The 15,121-nt window shown below is 62.1% G+C and carries 16 protein-coding genes; 10 read left to right on the plus strand and 6 right to left on the minus strand.

The window, feature by feature from the left end; genetic code table 11:
- The 5 genes from sfnG (at position 1) to QDT69_RS22530 (ending at position 4,430) form a co-directional block, all read left to right on the plus strand.
- Positions 1 to 1,086, plus strand: coding sequence for a dimethylsulfone monooxygenase SfnG (sfnG, locus tag QDT69_RS22510; protein ID WP_279708660.1), 1,086 nt, complete (start codon positions 1 to 3; stop codon positions 1,084 to 1,086).
- Positions 1,087 to 1,318: 232 nt separating this feature from the next.
- Positions 1,319 to 2,347, plus strand: coding sequence for an ABC transporter substrate-binding protein (locus tag QDT69_RS22515; protein WP_279708661.1), 1,029 nt, complete (start codon positions 1,319 to 1,321; stop codon positions 2,345 to 2,347).
- Positions 2,348 to 2,357: 10 nt separating this feature from the next.
- A complete protein-coding gene (locus QDT69_RS22520) occupies positions 2,358 to 3,350 on the plus strand; it encodes an ABC transporter permease subunit (RefSeq protein ID WP_279708662.1) in 993 nt (330 codons plus the stop codon).
- Positions 3,350 to 4,138, plus strand: coding sequence for an ABC transporter ATP-binding protein (locus QDT69_RS22525; protein WP_279708663.1), 789 nt, complete (start codon positions 3,350 to 3,352; stop codon positions 4,136 to 4,138). Before QDT69_RS22520 ends, QDT69_RS22525 begins: the two co-directional genes overlap by 1 nt.
- 34 nt (positions 4,139 to 4,172) lie before the next feature.
- Positions 4,173 to 4,430 (plus strand): hypothetical protein, encoded by a 258-nt coding sequence (locus QDT69_RS22530; RefSeq protein ID WP_279708664.1) that lies wholly within the window; start codon positions 4,173 to 4,175, stop codon positions 4,428 to 4,430.
- A gap of 218 nt (positions 4,431 to 4,648) precedes the next feature.
- On the opposite strand, the gene QDT69_RS22535 is transcribed toward QDT69_RS22530, so the two are convergent.
- Positions 4,649 to 5,689: a helix-turn-helix domain-containing protein gene (locus QDT69_RS22535; RefSeq protein WP_279708665.1), complete on the minus strand. Its 1,041-nt coding sequence runs from the start codon at positions 5,687 to 5,689 to the stop codon at positions 4,649 to 4,651.
- 196 nt (positions 5,690 to 5,885) lie between these two features.
- Here QDT69_RS22535 and QDT69_RS22540 point away from each other — a divergent pair, with 196 nt between their 5' ends.
- A complete protein-coding gene (locus QDT69_RS22540) occupies positions 5,886 to 6,866 on the plus strand; it encodes an alpha/beta hydrolase (RefSeq protein ID WP_279708666.1) in 981 nt (326 codons plus the stop codon).
- A 61-nt stretch (positions 6,867 to 6,927) separates the two neighbouring features.
- On the opposite strand, the gene QDT69_RS22545 is transcribed toward QDT69_RS22540, so the two are convergent.
- The 4 genes from QDT69_RS22545 to QDT69_RS22560 are packed head-to-tail and all read right to left on the minus strand — an operon-like array spanning position 6,928 to position 11,170.
- Complete coding sequence (locus QDT69_RS22545) at positions 6,928 to 8,538, minus strand: ABC transporter substrate-binding protein (RefSeq protein ID WP_279708667.1); 1,611 nt, start codon at positions 8,536 to 8,538, stop codon at positions 6,928 to 6,930.
- Positions 8,501 to 9,349, minus strand: coding sequence for an ABC transporter ATP-binding protein (locus QDT69_RS22550; RefSeq protein ID WP_279708668.1), 849 nt, complete (start codon positions 9,347 to 9,349; stop codon positions 8,501 to 8,503). Before QDT69_RS22550 ends, QDT69_RS22545 begins: the two co-directional genes overlap by 38 nt.
- Before the next feature lies 1 nt (position 9,350).
- Entirely contained in the window at positions 9,351 to 10,121 is a 771-nt protein-coding gene (locus tag QDT69_RS22555; RefSeq protein ID WP_279708669.1) for an ABC transporter permease, read from the minus strand.
- Positions 10,118 to 11,170, minus strand: coding sequence for a glycine betaine ABC transporter substrate-binding protein (locus QDT69_RS22560; RefSeq protein WP_279708670.1), 1,053 nt, complete (start codon positions 11,168 to 11,170; stop codon positions 10,118 to 10,120). The genes QDT69_RS22555 and QDT69_RS22560 overlap by 4 nt, the downstream gene beginning before the upstream one ends.
- 330 nt (positions 11,171 to 11,500) lie before the next feature.
- Here QDT69_RS22560 and QDT69_RS22565 point away from each other — a divergent pair, with 330 nt between their 5' ends.
- From QDT69_RS22565 to QDT69_RS22575, 3 genes are all read left to right on the plus strand, one after another.
- Positions 11,501 to 11,662, plus strand: coding sequence for a hypothetical protein (locus QDT69_RS22565; protein ID WP_279708671.1), 162 nt, complete (start codon positions 11,501 to 11,503; stop codon positions 11,660 to 11,662).
- Positions 11,663 to 11,868: 206 nt separating this feature from the next.
- A complete protein-coding gene (locus QDT69_RS22570) occupies positions 11,869 to 12,651 on the plus strand; it encodes a MetQ/NlpA family ABC transporter substrate-binding protein (RefSeq protein ID WP_279708672.1) in 783 nt (260 codons plus the stop codon).
- A 448-nt stretch (positions 12,652 to 13,099) separates the two neighbouring features.
- Positions 13,100 to 14,074, plus strand: coding sequence for an aliphatic sulfonate ABC transporter substrate-binding protein (locus tag QDT69_RS22575; RefSeq protein ID WP_279708673.1), 975 nt, complete (start codon positions 13,100 to 13,102; stop codon positions 14,072 to 14,074).
- A 40-nt stretch (positions 14,075 to 14,114) separates the two neighbouring features.
- Here QDT69_RS22575 and QDT69_RS22580 read toward each other — a convergent pair whose 3' ends face one another.
- Positions 14,115 to 14,633, minus strand: a complete 519-nt coding sequence (locus QDT69_RS22580) for a nuclear transport factor 2 family protein (protein ID WP_279708674.1) — start codon at positions 14,631 to 14,633, stop codon at positions 14,115 to 14,117.
- A gap of 133 nt (positions 14,634 to 14,766) precedes the next feature.
- Between QDT69_RS22580 and QDT69_RS22585 the strand changes: the two genes are divergently transcribed.
- Entirely contained in the window at positions 14,767 to 15,087 is a 321-nt protein-coding gene (locus QDT69_RS22585; protein WP_279708675.1) for a hypothetical protein, read from the plus strand.
- Positions 15,088 to 15,121: the final 34 nt, after the last annotated feature.

A 15,121-nucleotide genomic window follows, 5' to 3' on the forward strand; every position in this document is an offset into this window, starting at 1 on the left:
ATGGCCATTCGTTTCGGATATTGGATGCCGCTCGGCAGCGGCGGCTTCGTCATCAGCAACGTTCCGCAGCGTACCGATTGGACACTTGACTACAATGCCTCCCTCGCGCGCGAGGCCGAAGAGCTCGGCTTCGAATATGGCCTGGCGCCGGCACGCTTCATCGCAAGTCATGGCTGGGAGCTGCAGCAGGAAGCGATCACCTGCACGGCGGTGCTCTCGGCTCAGACCAAGCGGCTGAAACTCATCAGCGCGATCCACACCGGCTTCTGGCATCCTGCGATGATCGCGAAGGTGGGCGCTACGATCGATGTCTATTCCAAGGGGCGGTTTGCCATCAATATCCTGACCGGCTGGTTCAAGGACGAGTTTCGCGCCTTCGGTGAGCCCTGGCTGGAACATGATGAGCGCTACCGCCGCTCGGAAGAATTCATCCAGGTGCTCAAGGGGCTCTGGACGCAGGACCGTTTCACCTTCAAGGGTGATTTCTACAGCATCAATGATGCCTGGTTGAAGCCGCGCCCGATCTCGCAGCCCTATCCGGAGATTTTCCAGGGCGGCAATTCCAAGGCCGCGCGGCGGATGGCTGCGAAATATTCGGATTGGTACTTCCTCAACGGCACGACGGTCGAAGGCGCTAAGCAGCAGATCGACGAGGTCCGCGCGCTCGCCAAGGCAGAAGGGCGCACCGTCAAGTTCGGGCTCAACGGCTTCATCATCCAGCGGCCGACCGAGCGGGAAGCGCTCGAGCAGCTCGAGGCGATCGCCGCAGGCGCCGACCCCGAGATCGTTCAGGCCTTCGCCGAACAGGTGAAGCAGGCCGGCGCATCGACTGCGGACAAGATCGGGATGTGGGCGGACTCGAGCCACGCCAATCTGGTGCAGCCCAATGACGGCTTCAAGACTCGCTTGTTTGGTCCTCCCGAGCTGATCGCCGAGCGCATCCGCGCTTACGAGGCCATCGGCGTCGACATGATCCTTTGCGCCTTCCTGAATTTCACCGACGAACTGCCGGCGTTCGGCCGCGAGGTGATTCCGCTCTTGAACTCGGCCAAAGCCAGCAGAGCCCATGAGCCTGAACCGGCTTGAGGCGGCCGTAGCGGAATGTGGAAAAGGAATGAGCTGCGGACGTATGCGAATACAAAACAAAGCGCGCGCAAAGTGAACGATCAGCAACGCGCGCGTCACTATTTTCGCAGCTTGCTCGACACGTCGGAACCGACGACGCATCATCATCACGCATCGACGGACACCGCGCCGGTCGTTGTAACGGTTCTCGTTGATCAACTTTGAATCATCAGATTGGGACTGGAGCTTCGAAATGAGCAAATCGGAACGACGTCACAAGGTCAGCCGGCGTACTTTCCTGCGGGCGACGGGTGCTGCGGGGCTCGTGGCATCCGGCGGCATCGCGGCGAGCAACGTCTATTCGCCGGCGATCGCCGGTCCGGCGCCGAAAATCAGGTTGGCCTGGACCGAGGTGGCCGCCTGCCACTCGCCGCTTGGCTTCGGCCTGGCGAAGGGGATCTATGCCAAGCATAACATCGACGTTGAGCTGTTTTACCAGGGAGCGAGCGGCCAGACGTTGATTCAAGCACTGGCGACGGGCAAGGCCGACGCCGGCGCCGGCCTGATCGGCGACTGGCTGAAGCCGCTGGAGCAGGGATTCGATGTCAAGCTATTCGTCGGCTCGCACGGCGGATGCCAGCGCCTGCTGGCCTCGCAGGCGTCGGGGATCAAGGATGTTGCGGGTCTCAAAGGCAAGACGATTGCGAGCTATGATGTTGTTTCGCCGCCGAAAGTGGCTTTCCAGGTGACGCTCGCGAAGGCGGGCATCGATCCGGAGACCGACGTCACGTGGAAGGTCGTGCCGTTCGATCTGGTCGGCGAAGCCGTCAATCGCGGCGAGGCTGACGTCGCGGCCCATCTCGATCCCTGGGCCTACTCGATCGAGAAGAAGTTCAACTTCGTCAAGATCGCCGATACTCAGACCGGCGTTTATCAAGGCCATACCTGCTGTGTGCTCGGCGCCAACGGCCCCTTTCTGAACGCCAACAAGGACGCGCTGCGGCGGCTTGCCGAGGCCAATATCGAGGTCCACGAATACACTGCGAACCATCCCGACGAGGTTGCGGCCTGGTATCTCGAAACACTGAAGCCTGCGGGTTTGACGCTAGCCGAGCTCACCGAAATTCTCGGAACTCTGGTCTATCACGATCATCCGATCGGGCAGCCACTGGTCGATCAGATCAGGGTGACGGCGGAGGACCTCAAGCTCGTCAAGGTGCTGGACTCCTCGACGGATCCGAAGGCCTTCGCCGAGCGGGTTACCGTGAACCTGCTCGGCTGAGATTGGCACAATGAGCGAGGCGCAAGCGCTCGATGGCGCAGCCCAGGCGCAGCTGACATCGTTTCGACGGCTGTGGCGCGACGGCTTCTTCGCAGCGTTCTCCTGGGGGGCGGCTGCACTGGTGACGATCGGGCTGCCCGACGTCGTTCCCTGGGGAAGTGCCGGTCTGTTCGCCGCGATCACCGGCGCACTTGCTGTGCTCTTCGTCCTACTGTCACCGGTCGTCTACCGGCTCGGGCGCGCTGGCGAGGTCATGATCCATTACGGCCCATGGCTCGTCGCAATCGGCGTCTGGCTCGCCCTTTGGGAGCTCTCCACCGCAAAATCCGGTTGGCTGCCGAAGCCGTTCTTCTCTCCGCCACACGGGCTGCTCAACGTCTATGTGGCGGACGGAACGCGCCTGTTGATCTGCATCGGCTATACGCTGAGATTGTGGTCGCTCGGTTTCCTGTCGGGCGTGGCCGTCGGCTATGCCACCGGCGTGGCGCTAGGTTGGTCGAAACGATTCAGCTATTGGGGCATGCCCTTCCTCAAACTGATCGGGCCTGTGCCCGCGACGGCATGGATTCCCTGCACATTCTACTTCTTCCCGACCACGTTTGGAGCAAGCGTCTTCATCGTTGCTCTGGCGTCCGGCATTCCGGTTGCGATCTTGACCGCGTCGGGCGTCGGTTCGGTCAACCGTTCTTTCTACGACGTGGGGAGAATTCTGGGTGCTGACAATCGCTATTTGATCCGTCGGGTCGCAATACCCGCGTCGCTGCCCCACGTCTTCGTCGGCCTTTTCATGGCGCTCTATTACTCCTTTGCGGTGCTGGTCGTAGCGGAAATGCTCGGCGCGAAATACGGTCTCGGCTGGTACATCCAGTTCCAGACGGCCTATTCCGGCTACGCCAACGTCTATGCCGCCTTGATCATCATGGCCGCGCTCTGCGCCGGCATCGTCCGCCTGCTGTTCGTCGTTCGCGACCGCCTGCTGCGCTGGCAGGAGGGATTCATCTGATGCCGAGCGTCCCGCTTGCCTCCAGGAGTCCCGAACTCGTGAGCTCCGCGATCGATATTCGAGCGGTAAGCCATCAGTTCAGCCTGTCCGGTTCGAAGCTGCCGGTCATCGATGCGATCGATTTCAGCGTCGTGCCCGGAGAATTTGTCGCGTTGTTGGGGCCGTCGGGCTGTGGCAAGTCGACCTTGCTTCGCCTGATCGCCGGTCTCGAGTTGCCGAGCAACGGCTCGATCCTCGCCGACGGCCTGCCCGTGATACGCCCCGATCCGTCGCGCATTCTGGTCTTCCAGGACCCGACCCTGTTTCCCTGGACAACGGTCTGGAAGAATGTGGCGACCGGCCTGGAGGCACGAGGGGTGCTCAAGCAGTCCCACGCGCGGGTGGACGCTGCCCTGTCGCTCGTCGGTCTCAGCGAATTCGCCGCGGCCTATCCGCATCAACTCTCGGGCGGCATGGCCCAGCGCGCATCGCTGGCTCGGGCGCTCGTGAACGATCCGAAACTGCTGCTGCTCGACGAGCCGTTGGGCAAGCTCGACTCGCTCACGCGGCTGACGCTGCAGGCCGAACTGGTTCGCCTATGGCAGCGTAACGGCTTTACCGCGATTCTCGTCACGCATGATGTCGAGGAGGCGCTGCTGCTGTCGTCGCGCATCGTCGTCCTGAGCGAGCGGCCCGCCCGCGTCAAGGCCGAGTTCCAGTTCGGCAAGCCTTATCCGCGGCATCGTGACGATCCTGAGCTCGTCGCGCTACGGCGGAGAATTCTCGACACACTCGGCCTTGCGACCTGAGGTGAGGTCGATGCGGCATGCACGAACTTGTCTGGTGCTGGGCATCGGCGTTCTCGTGCTCGCAGTGCTCTGGTGGTGGATCACATATCGTGATGTGGTCGGCTATGCCTATTTGTCGACGCGCGAAGCGGGCTTTTGTCTGGTCGGCCGCTCGGATCTTTGCGATTTGGCGCGGGCGCTCTGCCGCGGGACGCATCCCGCGATTGCGCTGGGCTACTGGTGGGGTACGTTCTGGATCGGTGTTGCAATCGCTTCGCTGAGCCTGGCATTGCCAGCACAGCGGCAGTCGTGATGGCCTCTACCTACCTCGCTTGTTGGACCCGATCGATTCATGAACGATGTGGGTCGCGCCTCCCAGCTGCGCGCGAACGAGGGGATGACGCGTTCGCGCATGCGTACGTGGACTACTGCAAGATATTGTCACAGCAAAATCGCGCAGGCGTTTTTCGGAGTGCGGGACGAGCGCGACCATGACACCGGCCGGCCGGCTCTCCGCGCAGTTGCCCTTCGTCAAACTCCCATCATTGCGCCGAGTGTCTGCAGCCGCCTGCGAACGCCACCGTCATCCTCGCGCGGGAAGAAACTTCCGGCGCGAATTTGGCTTGGCGTTGAACCGGTCGCGTTCTTCAGAAACCGGCGCAGGCTCCTCGCGTCGGAATAGCCGAGCTCCGCCGCGATCGCCTCGACGCTGTCATCGGAATCTCGCAATCGGCGAACCGCGGACTGCGCCAGGGTGCGCTCGCGCGCGTGACGAAATCCGCCGCCGATCCCCAACCGCCGCCGTAGTGTTGACGTGCTGACGCCGGCATCTTTGGCAAGATCCTTCAACCGCGGCCGGCCGCCGTCGCGTAGACCCCCGCAGCCATTGAGCGACAGGTCTTCCGGCTCGACAAAGTCGAGCCACAATCGAAAGCACTCCCAGTGCGGGTTGGCCCCGGCCCGACCCGTGCCGCGCCTGCCGAGCAGGGCGCGAGCAAACCGCATGCCGGTGACGGCCCCGTGACGGACAGGAGCACCGAAGGCGAAGTGACGTTGGCCGAGATTGAAGTGAAAGGCATCGCGGGTCGTCACATCGACGACCGGCATCGCCGTTCCGAGAAAGTACATGCAATGCATGAACACCCAACTGAGGTAGATATCCTCGAGCAGAACCGCATCCGCGTCTCGTGCCGAGTCAGCGCGGACATTCAGGATCGCAAGGTCGCTTGTGGTTTTGAGCTCGATCTGAACGGCGCTGGACGCAGTTTTGTAGAGCCGCCCGACTGACAGGATCGCGTCCTCCAGCGTGGCGCAACCAAGGGCTACTCTCAGCCCGAGAGCCGTATAGACGGGATCGATGCGGGCGCGGGTCAAGCCATGGGCCGCATCGCTGATCCCCAGCGCGGTGTTCAGACACAGCAACAGATATTGCGCCGGACCGACTACGTCGCGGTTGTCCCCGTAACGCAAGTCGATCAGCGATGCCGCCATCATCTGCTCGAACGGCAGGCCTTGGCGAACCACGCCGCTGACGTGCCGGGTGATCCAATCGAAGGGCATGCGCTGATGCATGAAGCCTCGCAACCGTCGAGCGGTGGCGCCGATCCTAAGCGGAAACGGGGAGGGTCGCAATTCGCTCAAGCCAGGATCAACCGGCTGCTCTCATGTCTCTGATCGCTTTTGTCCCTCCAATCTGCATGTCTCGGTCAGCGCGGGACATCGGGCTACCGGCTACGCTCGGAATTAACTTGGTAGCATGGAGCATCCGATGGATCAGATCACCCCGCAGCGCCAGCGTCGGCCGGAACTTGAGCAAGCCTTCGCGCATCTCGCCGGGCTTGCCGCCTCGGCTGACCTCAGCGGGATATCCGATCCGCTCCTGCAATTCGTTGCCGTCATCAGAGCTCTGATGCCGCGCTATGGCGACGTCGGTGCGGCACCGGCCCTCGACGGCGTCGAGGTTGTGCCGGTGGACGCCGGTGGAGTGCCGGCGGAGTGGGTGATGGCGCCGGGGGCCGATCTTGCACATCGCCTGGTCTACATCCATGGGGGCGGGTGGGTTGGTGGCTGTCCTCGCGACTACCGAGCCATGGCGGGTACGCTGGCCAGGCTCTCCGGCGCGGCCGTTCTAATGGTTGATTATCGTCTGGCTCCGGAGCATCGCTTTCCCGCCGGCCTGGACGATTGCGTCACTGCCTTCGGCTGGGCTTCGCTCCGTGGGCCTGACGCGCACCGGCAGAGCCGAAAGAAGCCGCAGGGGCATCTAAGCTTGATCGGCGACTCAGCAGGCGGAAATCTGGCGGCGGCGACCTGTCTGGAACTGGTGGCCAAGGGCGCGCGCGTGCCCGACCGCCTAGTGCTGATCGCGGGCACGCTCGACAACCAGTCGCCAGTCGACCGGGCTGGAATAGACGACCAGGTTGCGACGGTGGAATCTCTTGCCACCGCCACCGCCGCGTATCTCGGTCCGGGCGGAGATCCGTCGGATTATCGCGTCTCGCCGGTTCGTGGGCCGCAAGCGCTGCTTGCTGGATTTCCACCCACCTTGTTGCAGGTGAGTGCGATCGAGACGCTCGCCTATGACAGCCGAAATTTCGCAGCGCGGCTCGCGGACGCGGGCGTGCGGGTCAATCTGAGCATCTGGCCGGAGCTTCCCCACGTCTGGCACGCTTTTCTTGGCTTGTTTCCCGAGGCGATCCAGGCGTTGCAGGAGATTGCGGCGTTCGTGAACGGGGGCATCGATCGCTAAACGGCAAATCACGCTGAAGTCTTCGGTCCCTTTGCGGGCTCGCGCGAGAGCGATTTTCTCATCAACTATCGAGCCACGCGTCGGAAAAGTCCCCCGCGGTCAGGTCGACGCTGTTGTAAAGATTGCGCACGCGTGCATTGCTGACGAGGGTTGTCTCCAGCGCCACCAGGGGCAAGGCTGGCAGGTCATCACTGGCGATCTTTTGGATCTGCCGGAATTGATCCGCGCGCCGCGCTTCGTCGCGTTCCGTGGCCGCTTGCCGGAACAGCTCATCAACCGTCGGGTTATTGTAGTGGGCCGCATTGACATAGGGCAGTGGGTGCTTGATTCCGTCGGACCAGTAGATCCGCTGCATGCCGACCGTCGGGTCGAACAGCAGGCCGAGCCCGTTGAGGTTGATGTCGAAATCACGGTCGTAATAGACCCGCTTGATAAAGGTGCCGAGATCGCCGTCGAGGATGTCGACGCGGATGCCGGCACGACCGAGGGCGGATCGCAGGTAGCCGGCAGTCGCCTTGAATGCGGCCCCGGGAATGAAGGTCAGCTTCAGCGCAAACCGGATGCCGCCGCTTCCGCGTTTTAATCCCGCCTCATCGAGAAGGCGATTGGCCTCGTCGAGATTGAAGGGATGGTCGAAGCTCGTCGGGTCGAAATAGGATGAAAGCACTTCGGGAATCGGCGAGCGAATCCGGCTGGCATATCCGTAATAAATCCACTGCCGGATGAAATCGCGATCGATCGTGCGCGCGATGGCATGCCGCACGGCGCGTTGCGCGAGGTATTGGTTGTCGAGGCTGAATTCCAGCACGGCGGCGTTGTTGAGATAGGCATCTCGCTGCGACGAGACGACAAGCTTCCCGCCCTCTGCCAGCCGCTTCACATCGCCGAGCGAAATGCTGCCGCTGGTGTCGGCTTCTCCCGTTTCAAGCGCCGTGGAAGCTGCGGCCGGATCACCAACGAACTTGACCACCACCCGATCCAGAAAGGGCCGCTCGGGCCGCCAATATTGCGGGTTCCGGCGCAGGCTGACGTGGCTGCCGCGCTTCCATTCCTCGAAGACGAATGGTCCGGTCCCGATCGGTGCGTTGTTGTTGGGGCTGCCGTCGAGATTATCGGGTTGATAGGCGTGACGCGGAACGATCGGCGATTCCGCAGCCGCGAGCGCCTTCAGGAAGTAGGGTGTCGGCTTCGACAGCTTCACCACGGCGGTCAGCGCATCAGGCGTTTCGACACGATCGAGATTGGCGAAGCTGATCCGGCCGCGCGGCCCGACCTTCTGCAGCGCTTGCAGCGAAAACTGGACGTCGGCGGACGTGAAGCCGGCGCCATCGTGCCATTTCACGCCGGGACGCAAGGTGAAGGCATATTCGAGTCCGTCTCCACTCGACTTCCAGGCCGTCGCCAGAAGCGGACGCGGTGTGAAGTCTGCATCGTAAGCCAGCAGACCTTCGGTAATTTTGGTGCTGATATTGCGGGTCTGTGTGTTGGTGTCGAGCAAGGGAACGAGCGTTCGCGGTTCTCCCTGCGTGACGACGGTCAGCGTCCCGCCGCGCCGCGCTTCGGCCGCGAGCGCAGGCGAGCCGGCGAGCGGCAGCGCGAGCGCGCCGGCCCCCGCCTTAAGGACACTTCGCCGATCAATGAGACCGTGGATACGATCGTAAGTCGTCACCATGTGGCAAGCTTCCCGTTGTTGCGTGTTGAGGACGTGCGGCCTGTTCGCGCAACGTCGCCAGGATCGACCGTTTCAACTCGCCGAACGAGGGCATCGCGACGATCTCCTGATAGGCGCGCGGCCGCGGATAGGGGACGATAATCTCTTCGACGATGCGGCCAGGGCGGCCGCTCATGACGGCGATGCGGTCCGACAGGAACAGCGCTTCCTCGATGTCGTGCGTGACAAACAGGACCGTGGAGCGGCGTTGCTCGCGTGCGGCGAGCAGCAGCTCTTGCATCGCGAGCCGGGTCTGAGCATCCAGCGCCCCGAATGGCTCGTCCATCAGGAGGAGCAGCGGCTGCGATATCCAGGCGCGGGCGATTGCGGCGCGCTGGCGCATTCCACCCGATAGCTCATAGACGGCATAATGCTCGAAGCCGCGCAGGCCCATCATTTCGATCAGCTCCTGCGCCCGGGGTCGATATTCGGACGCCGGGCGTCCGGCCAGACGCGATGCGAAGGTGATGTTGTCGATGACGGACAACCACGGGAACAGCGTCGCTTCCTGAAACACGATGCCGCGATCAGGGGACGGGCGACCGACCGGCTTGCCGTCGATCGTCACGCGGCCGCGCGTGGGGTGCTCGAAACCAGCCAGTAGGTCGAGCACGGTTGATTTGCCGCAGCCGCTGGGTCCCAGCAGGCATACGAATTCGCCTTCGCCTACGCCAAGCGATAGTCCGTCGAGTGCGATGGTCTCGCGTCGGGCGCGCCGGTCTTCGAAGCGCTTCTCGACGTTTTCAAGCACGATCAATGGAGAGGTCGTCATCTCAGGCGCGCCCCGACCAGGGGGCCGCCCAGCGCTGCAGCCCCACGAGCGCCAGGTCCAGCGCGTAGCCTGTGCCGCCGAGGATGACGATGCCGAGCATGACGACGTCAGTGCGCAGATAGGAGCCGGCGTTGACGACCATCCAGCCGATCCCGGCGTCGGAGGCGATCATCTCGGCCGCGATCAGGGTCGTCCAGCCGATCCCGAAGGACAGGCGCAGCGTCACGAACAACTCGGGCAGGATGTGGGGCAGGATCACGTAGCGAAACAACGCCAGGCCGTGAGCGCCAAGCGCCCGGCCGGCGCGGATCCGTTGTCTCTGTACGGTGCTGACCGCAGCTGCCGTTCCGACAATGATGCTGAGCGCGGCCGAGATGAAGATCAAAAGAACCTTCGAGGTTTCGCCGATGCCGAACCAGAGGATCACGAGGGGGATCAGTGCGAGCTTCGGGAGCGGCCGCAGGAATTGGACGAAAGGATCGAGCACGGCGCCAAAGCCCGGCGCTGCTCCCATGGCGAGGCCGAGCGGCACACCGACCAGCGTCGCCGCCGCAAACGCGCCCAGAGCGCGGGCGAGACTGAGCGCCAGATGCTGCCAGAGCGCGGTACCACGATAGCCGTCCCGCGCCAGATCGATCGCGGTCGTCACGATCTCGGATGGCGGCGGAAGCAACAGTGGTTCGACCAGATGAGTCCGCCCGGCGATTTCCCACGCCAGCGTGACGCCGGCGACCGCGGCAAGGCCGATCAGGAAACGACGGCTGGCGTTCAAGACGGGAACGCGCGCCGCAGCAATGCGTAGTTCACCGCCGGGACGAACGAGGCGGGGACGTCGTCGCGTTTGATCTCGCCCGTCTCAGCCAGGAAGGCGGCGGCATCACCGAGCGCCTTGATGAGCGGTGCATCCTTTGCTGCGACCGGTCCATCGCCCCAATATTTCGGACCAAGCTGATCCTGGAAGGTGGGATAGCGCAGCCCGGACAGGGTGTTGCGTACGGCTTCGAACGGTGCGCCGAAATCCTTTGCCAGAATCCGCGACACGCCCTCCGGATCGGACCGGTATCGGTCGAACTGCGCCTGAACGGTCTGCAGCCAGGCCACCACTGTCTCGGGGAATTGCTCGGCGAATTCGCTCCGCACCACGGCGCTGTTCCAGACAAAAACCCCTGAGGGCTGCAATTGTTCGGAGACCAGCAATTGCTGGCCGCCGTCGGCCAGAAGCTCTGCCCAGAACGGGCCGTTGATATAGGTCGCGTCGATGTCGCCGCGTTTCCAGGCTGCGATCGTGTCCGGTTGGCTCAGGGGCAGGCGTTTGATCTTGCTGGCGTCGAGCTTGTTTATACGGATCAAGGCTTCAAGCGCGAACGCCATCGTGGAGGAGGGGGCAACCGCGATGCGCTTGCCCTCGAGATCCCTGAGTGTGGTGATGCCCGCCTTGGCGACGAGCCGCTCGCTGGTGGCGACGATCTCCGGCGAGCCCAGAATTTGAATGGGCAGTTTGCGCGAAAGCCCGGCCACGATCGGCGTATTACCGAAGATCGCGAAATCGATCTGCTTGGCGGCAAGCAGCGACAGCGCCGGTCCACCCGATGGGAACGGTACCCACTCGACCTTGACACCAAGCGCCTTGTCGAAACTGCCGTCGCTCTTGCCGACCACCCAGGCCCGCGCCGCCGTCAGATAGCCGATGCGGACGACATCGGGCTTCGTCGTGGTCTGCGCGCGGCTGCGTGCTGCCGTCAGTGACAGCAGGCCCGCGCCGAGGCCCAGTCGCAGCACGTCGCGTCGTCCCGGCCTGCCCGCGCGGATATATGTCGTCATGGTACACCTTCATGGATGAGGCGTGCAGATCGTCATCGCAGCGGCGTCGAGTCAATCGCGGTTGAAAAATAAGATATTCGTTTCAGCGTGTCGCGGACGAACGCAATGAATTGCGCTTCCATCGCGCGTGATAAATGAGATTCATTCTTCGGGAAGACGCTGAAGGCAGCGTTGATGAAGTTCGCCGTCTGCGGGCCGAGCAGATCTGAATCATCCTCAGTTCGCGGACCTATTTGGAATTGACGGCGATAAGCGCGAACGCCCAAATGCGCAAACGCCCGGCGTCACAAAAATCCAGATGAAATCCGTCGCGTCTCGAAGGAAGTTCACATGAAGCGCTTGTTGTCGTCGCTGCTGGTATCGCTTTCGGCTGCGTGGTTGCCGGCTTCGGCGAAAGAACCGCAGATTCGGCGCGCCACGCATTTCGTCGAGGTCGAGACGGGACGCGATGTGCTGTTCCGTGAAGTGCAGAGCTTTCTTGACCGCAATTGACGGGTCTTGGGTGACTGATGGCACCGGCTGCATTCACCGCGTGGAACGTGGTCGGTGCGGATGAAAGAATGCCGCCACGGCGTAATGCGCGGAGCATGGTTCTTCCATTCCGGCAACCATCTTTGGTTTAGAGTTTCATTGAGCGCGCGCGGAGTTTTTTGCACTATGCGCTACCCCATTCAACACAGCTGCAAGATCGCACGACAATGAAACATCGCCTGCTCGCACTTATTGCCGTAGTCGCGCTCCTTGCCGCGCCTGCTTTTGCGGATCAGAAGATCAAGGTTGGAATATCCGGAGGTGATTCCGAGATCGTCTGGGGAAAGGTGAAGGAGATCGCAGCCAAGGACGGGCTCGACGTCCAAGTGGTGGTATTCAGCGACTACCTGCTGCCGAATGCCGCACTCGACGCCGGTGATCTCGACGCCAATGCGTTCCAGCACAAGCCGTTCCTTGACAATCAGATCAAGACAAGAGGCTACAAGATCACTCCGGTGGGAGAGACCATCGTTGCGCCGATCGGTCTCTACTCCAAAAAGGCAAAATCGGTCTCCGAGATCAAGGATGGATCATCGATCGGAATTCCGAACGATCCCTCCAACGGTGGCCGCGCGCTGCTGCTGTTGCAGGCTCAGGGCCTGATCAAGCTCAAGGATGGGGTTGGCATCTTGCCGGCTGTGCTGGATATTATCGACAATCCGAGGAAGCTCAAGATCCGCGAGATCGATGCGGCGCAGCTCCCGCGCAGCCTTGACGACGTCGACGCGGCGGTGATCAACACCAACTATGCCGTACCGGCCGGGCTGATCCCAGGCAAGGATTCCATCGCGATCGAATCCTCCGTCAACAATCCGTATAGCAATTTCATCGCCGTCCGCGAGCGCGACAAGAATGCCCCCTGGGTCGCCAAGCTGGTACAGGCCTATCAGAACGACACCATCCGACAACTCATCAAGGATAAGTTGCCCGGACAGATCCCCGCGTTTTGAGGCATGAGACGGGCGGATGGATTCATCAATTTGGCGGTTGGCACTGGCCGCAGGCATAGTGCCCGCCAAGCGGAAGCCCTAAGGCACTGGGGTTTCGCGCTCTTGCCGCTGATGGGAAATGTGATGTCGGTTGTCGGCCCCCTCGATGGAGGGGAAGACAACATGTGACGCGAGTGTCGCGTCGACGCTCGCTGCGATACCTGATGGCCCTTCTTTCGTAACTTCGAAGGTCCTTCTTGGCCCCGAGGCCGGCGGACTGAGGGCCTAGTCCATTCATCATGGTAAATTTGGCATGCAAACGAGCGCCTCTTTGCAACACTCTTTCATTGCGAGATTGAAGGACGAAAGCCTTTTTTCGATGCGGCTGATTAAAAAGAAGCTCTGTCCGCGCACGGTCGGATATCGAGTGCGCTTCCCGTAGCGACCACCCGCGAGCCGAGGAACGACAATGTCCACTTCCCGACGTCAGATCATCACCGCCGGCCTCGGTCTCCTTGGTACGGCCTTGCTTTCGCCACGCGTCAGTATCGCCGCGCCGGGCGGCGTCGTGCCGAAGGAGTTCAAGGTCGGCTTCCAGAAGGGCGCAGCCATTTTGGTTCTGGGGCGAGAGCAGCAAGTGATTGAAAGGCGGCTGAAGCCATTGGGTGTGGACGCCGTCCAGTGGGTGGAATTTCAGTTCGGTCCCCCCATGCTGGAAGCTCTTGGCGCGGGGGCTATCGACATCGGCTCGGTAGGCGATACACCACCTATCTTCGCGCAAGCCGCCGGCTCCCCGTTGGTATATGTGGCGTCCACGCCGTCCGCCGAGCACGCCGTGCTGGTGCAGCACGATTCGCCTATCAAGACCCTGGCAGAACTCAAGGGCAAGCGCGTCGCCTTCTCCCGGGGTTCCAGCGCCCATAACGTAGCGGTCAAGGCACTGGCGCTGGCCGGCCTGGGCCTCAAGGATATCGTGCCGACCTATTTGGCGCCTGCGGACGCCACTGCCGCCTTTAACGGCGGTACCATTGATGCCTGGGTGGTGTGGGATCCGTTCTACGCGATCGCTCAGGAGCGCTACAGTGCGCGCATTATTGCCGACACCTCCGACAAGCGGCTGGCCAGCTCGTCGTACTACCTGTCGAGCCGTGACTTCGCCGACAAATATCCCACTGTGCTGTCTGCTGCGCTGGACGAGATCGGCAAGCTGACGGAGTGGTCCGGCCAACATCGTGATGAACTGGCCAAGCTGGCTGCTGCCGCCACCAGCATCGACGAGAAGTCATGGCGCGCTGCCTTCGCGCGGGCAAGCTTTACCTTCGGTGAGGTGACTTCAGCGCAGGTCGCTCAGCAGCAGCAATTGGCTGACACCTTTTATGAACTTGGCATCGTGCCCAAGAAGGTCACGGTTGCCGATATCGTTTGGCATCAACCCAAGAGCTGACGTCGTCGCGGCATATCGGCGATGAAATCGGGCGCGTCTCTCAGGTATCCTTCAGGAAAATGGGATCGATCTCCATGGATGGAGGTGGAGCGGCACTCATGAATACCGGCTGGATTGTGTGTGATTTGAACTGCCACGAATTGTTGTTGTTCAGCACGCACTCATTGATCAAATCCGCCACCATCATTGGAGGATTTGACTGTCGCGTGGACGGATAGGTCAGACCACCGTAGAACACGATGATGCCTACCACTGTCGCGGAGCGTTCGCTGCTCGACGCGACGTGCAGATTGGTGATCAGGTGGCGCACGGCCTTCACGCCACTGATCGCCAGTCGGTCCGCTGCGTTCTCGCCGATTTGACGCGCGCGCCACTCATAAAATGCGCGGATCGCTTCACGTCCCTCAAAGCGGTTGTGACCCACGATCTTTACGCCGTCCGGCATGAAGAACTCATGGGCCGTGCGCCCGTCGTTGAAGTCGACGTCATACCAATATGTCACCTCGAGACGATGAAGGGCATGCCAGAGAAGCAGGTCGTCGTGGGGTGTCATCGGCATCCAGACTACTCCGGAGAGCTGGCGGCTCCGCCGCCGACCTACATCCGCGAGCGGAACCGATGGAACGCTAGTGCACGGTTGCGAAGGTCGCGAGATCCGTCTCGCCATCGCCCTATGCTCCGACGATAGCATCATGCAGTTGTTTTGCCGGACGTGTCAAACGGCTTGGTCCGACGCGTTGCCGCGCACATCGCTGTTCGTGCAAGCCCTTGATCTGACACGGCGCGGCTACTGTGCATGGGGTTGTTTTCGCCGTTTTGGCGAGAAGTCGGCTTACGCCGAGCGCTGTTGCTGCACCTGGCGGTCGAAACGGCTCGGCAGTGGACCCAAGGCCGAGCCCGTCGCGCAGCGTGCCGTCGCGATACTCACTTCGGAACAGGCCGCGTTTGCGCAGCAGCGGCAGGATCCGGCCCGCGAAGACGGCGAACTGTTCCGTCTAGGTAATATTGGATGAGTGGTCGCGGGTTCGGTTGGCAAAGGAAAGGGCG

Source organism: Bradyrhizobium sp. CER78 (assembly GCF_029846235.1).
Lineage (GTDB): Bacteria > Pseudomonadota > Alphaproteobacteria > Rhizobiales > Xanthobacteraceae > Bradyrhizobium.

Bases quoted from the DNA above. Each gene is read 5' to 3' on its own strand.
- QDT69_RS22520 (WP_279708662.1), top strand. From the start codon at position 2,358: ATGAGCGAGGCGCAAGCGCTCGATGGCGCAGCCCAGGCGCAGCTGACA.
- sfnG (WP_279708660.1), top strand. From the start codon at position 1: ATGGCCATTCGTTTCGGATATTGGATGCCGCTCGGCAGCGGCGGCTTC.
- QDT69_RS22580 (WP_279708674.1), bottom strand. From the start codon at position 14,633: ATGCCGATGACACCCCACGACGACCTGCTTCTCTGGCATGCCCTTCAT.
- QDT69_RS22525 (WP_279708663.1), top strand. From the start codon at position 3,350: ATGCCGAGCGTCCCGCTTGCCTCCAGGAGTCCCGAACTCGTGAGCTCC.
- QDT69_RS22560 (WP_279708670.1), bottom strand. From the start codon at position 11,170: ATGACGACATATATCCGCGCGGGCAGGCCGGGACGACGCGACGTGCTG.
- QDT69_RS22540 (WP_279708666.1), top strand. From the start codon at position 5,886: ATGGATCAGATCACCCCGCAGCGCCAGCGTCGGCCGGAACTTGAGCAA.
- QDT69_RS22545 (WP_279708667.1), bottom strand. From the start codon at position 8,538: ATGGTGACGACTTACGATCGTATCCACGGTCTCATTGATCGGCGAAGT.
- QDT69_RS22565 (WP_279708671.1), top strand. From the start codon at position 11,501: ATGAAGCGCTTGTTGTCGTCGCTGCTGGTATCGCTTTCGGCTGCGTGG.
- QDT69_RS22585 (WP_279708675.1), top strand. From the start codon at position 14,767: ATGCAGTTGTTTTGCCGGACGTGTCAAACGGCTTGGTCCGACGCGTTG.
- QDT69_RS22570 (WP_279708672.1), top strand. From the start codon at position 11,869: ATGAAACATCGCCTGCTCGCACTTATTGCCGTAGTCGCGCTCCTTGCC.
- QDT69_RS22515 (WP_279708661.1), top strand. From the start codon at position 1,319: ATGAGCAAATCGGAACGACGTCACAAGGTCAGCCGGCGTACTTTCCTG.
- QDT69_RS22575 (WP_279708673.1), top strand. From the start codon at position 13,100: ATGTCCACTTCCCGACGTCAGATCATCACCGCCGGCCTCGGTCTCCTT.
- QDT69_RS22535 (WP_279708665.1), bottom strand. From the start codon at position 5,689: ATGCATCAGCGCATGCCCTTCGATTGGATCACCCGGCACGTCAGCGGC.
- QDT69_RS22550 (WP_279708668.1), bottom strand. From the start codon at position 9,349: ATGACGACCTCTCCATTGATCGTGCTTGAAAACGTCGAGAAGCGCTTC.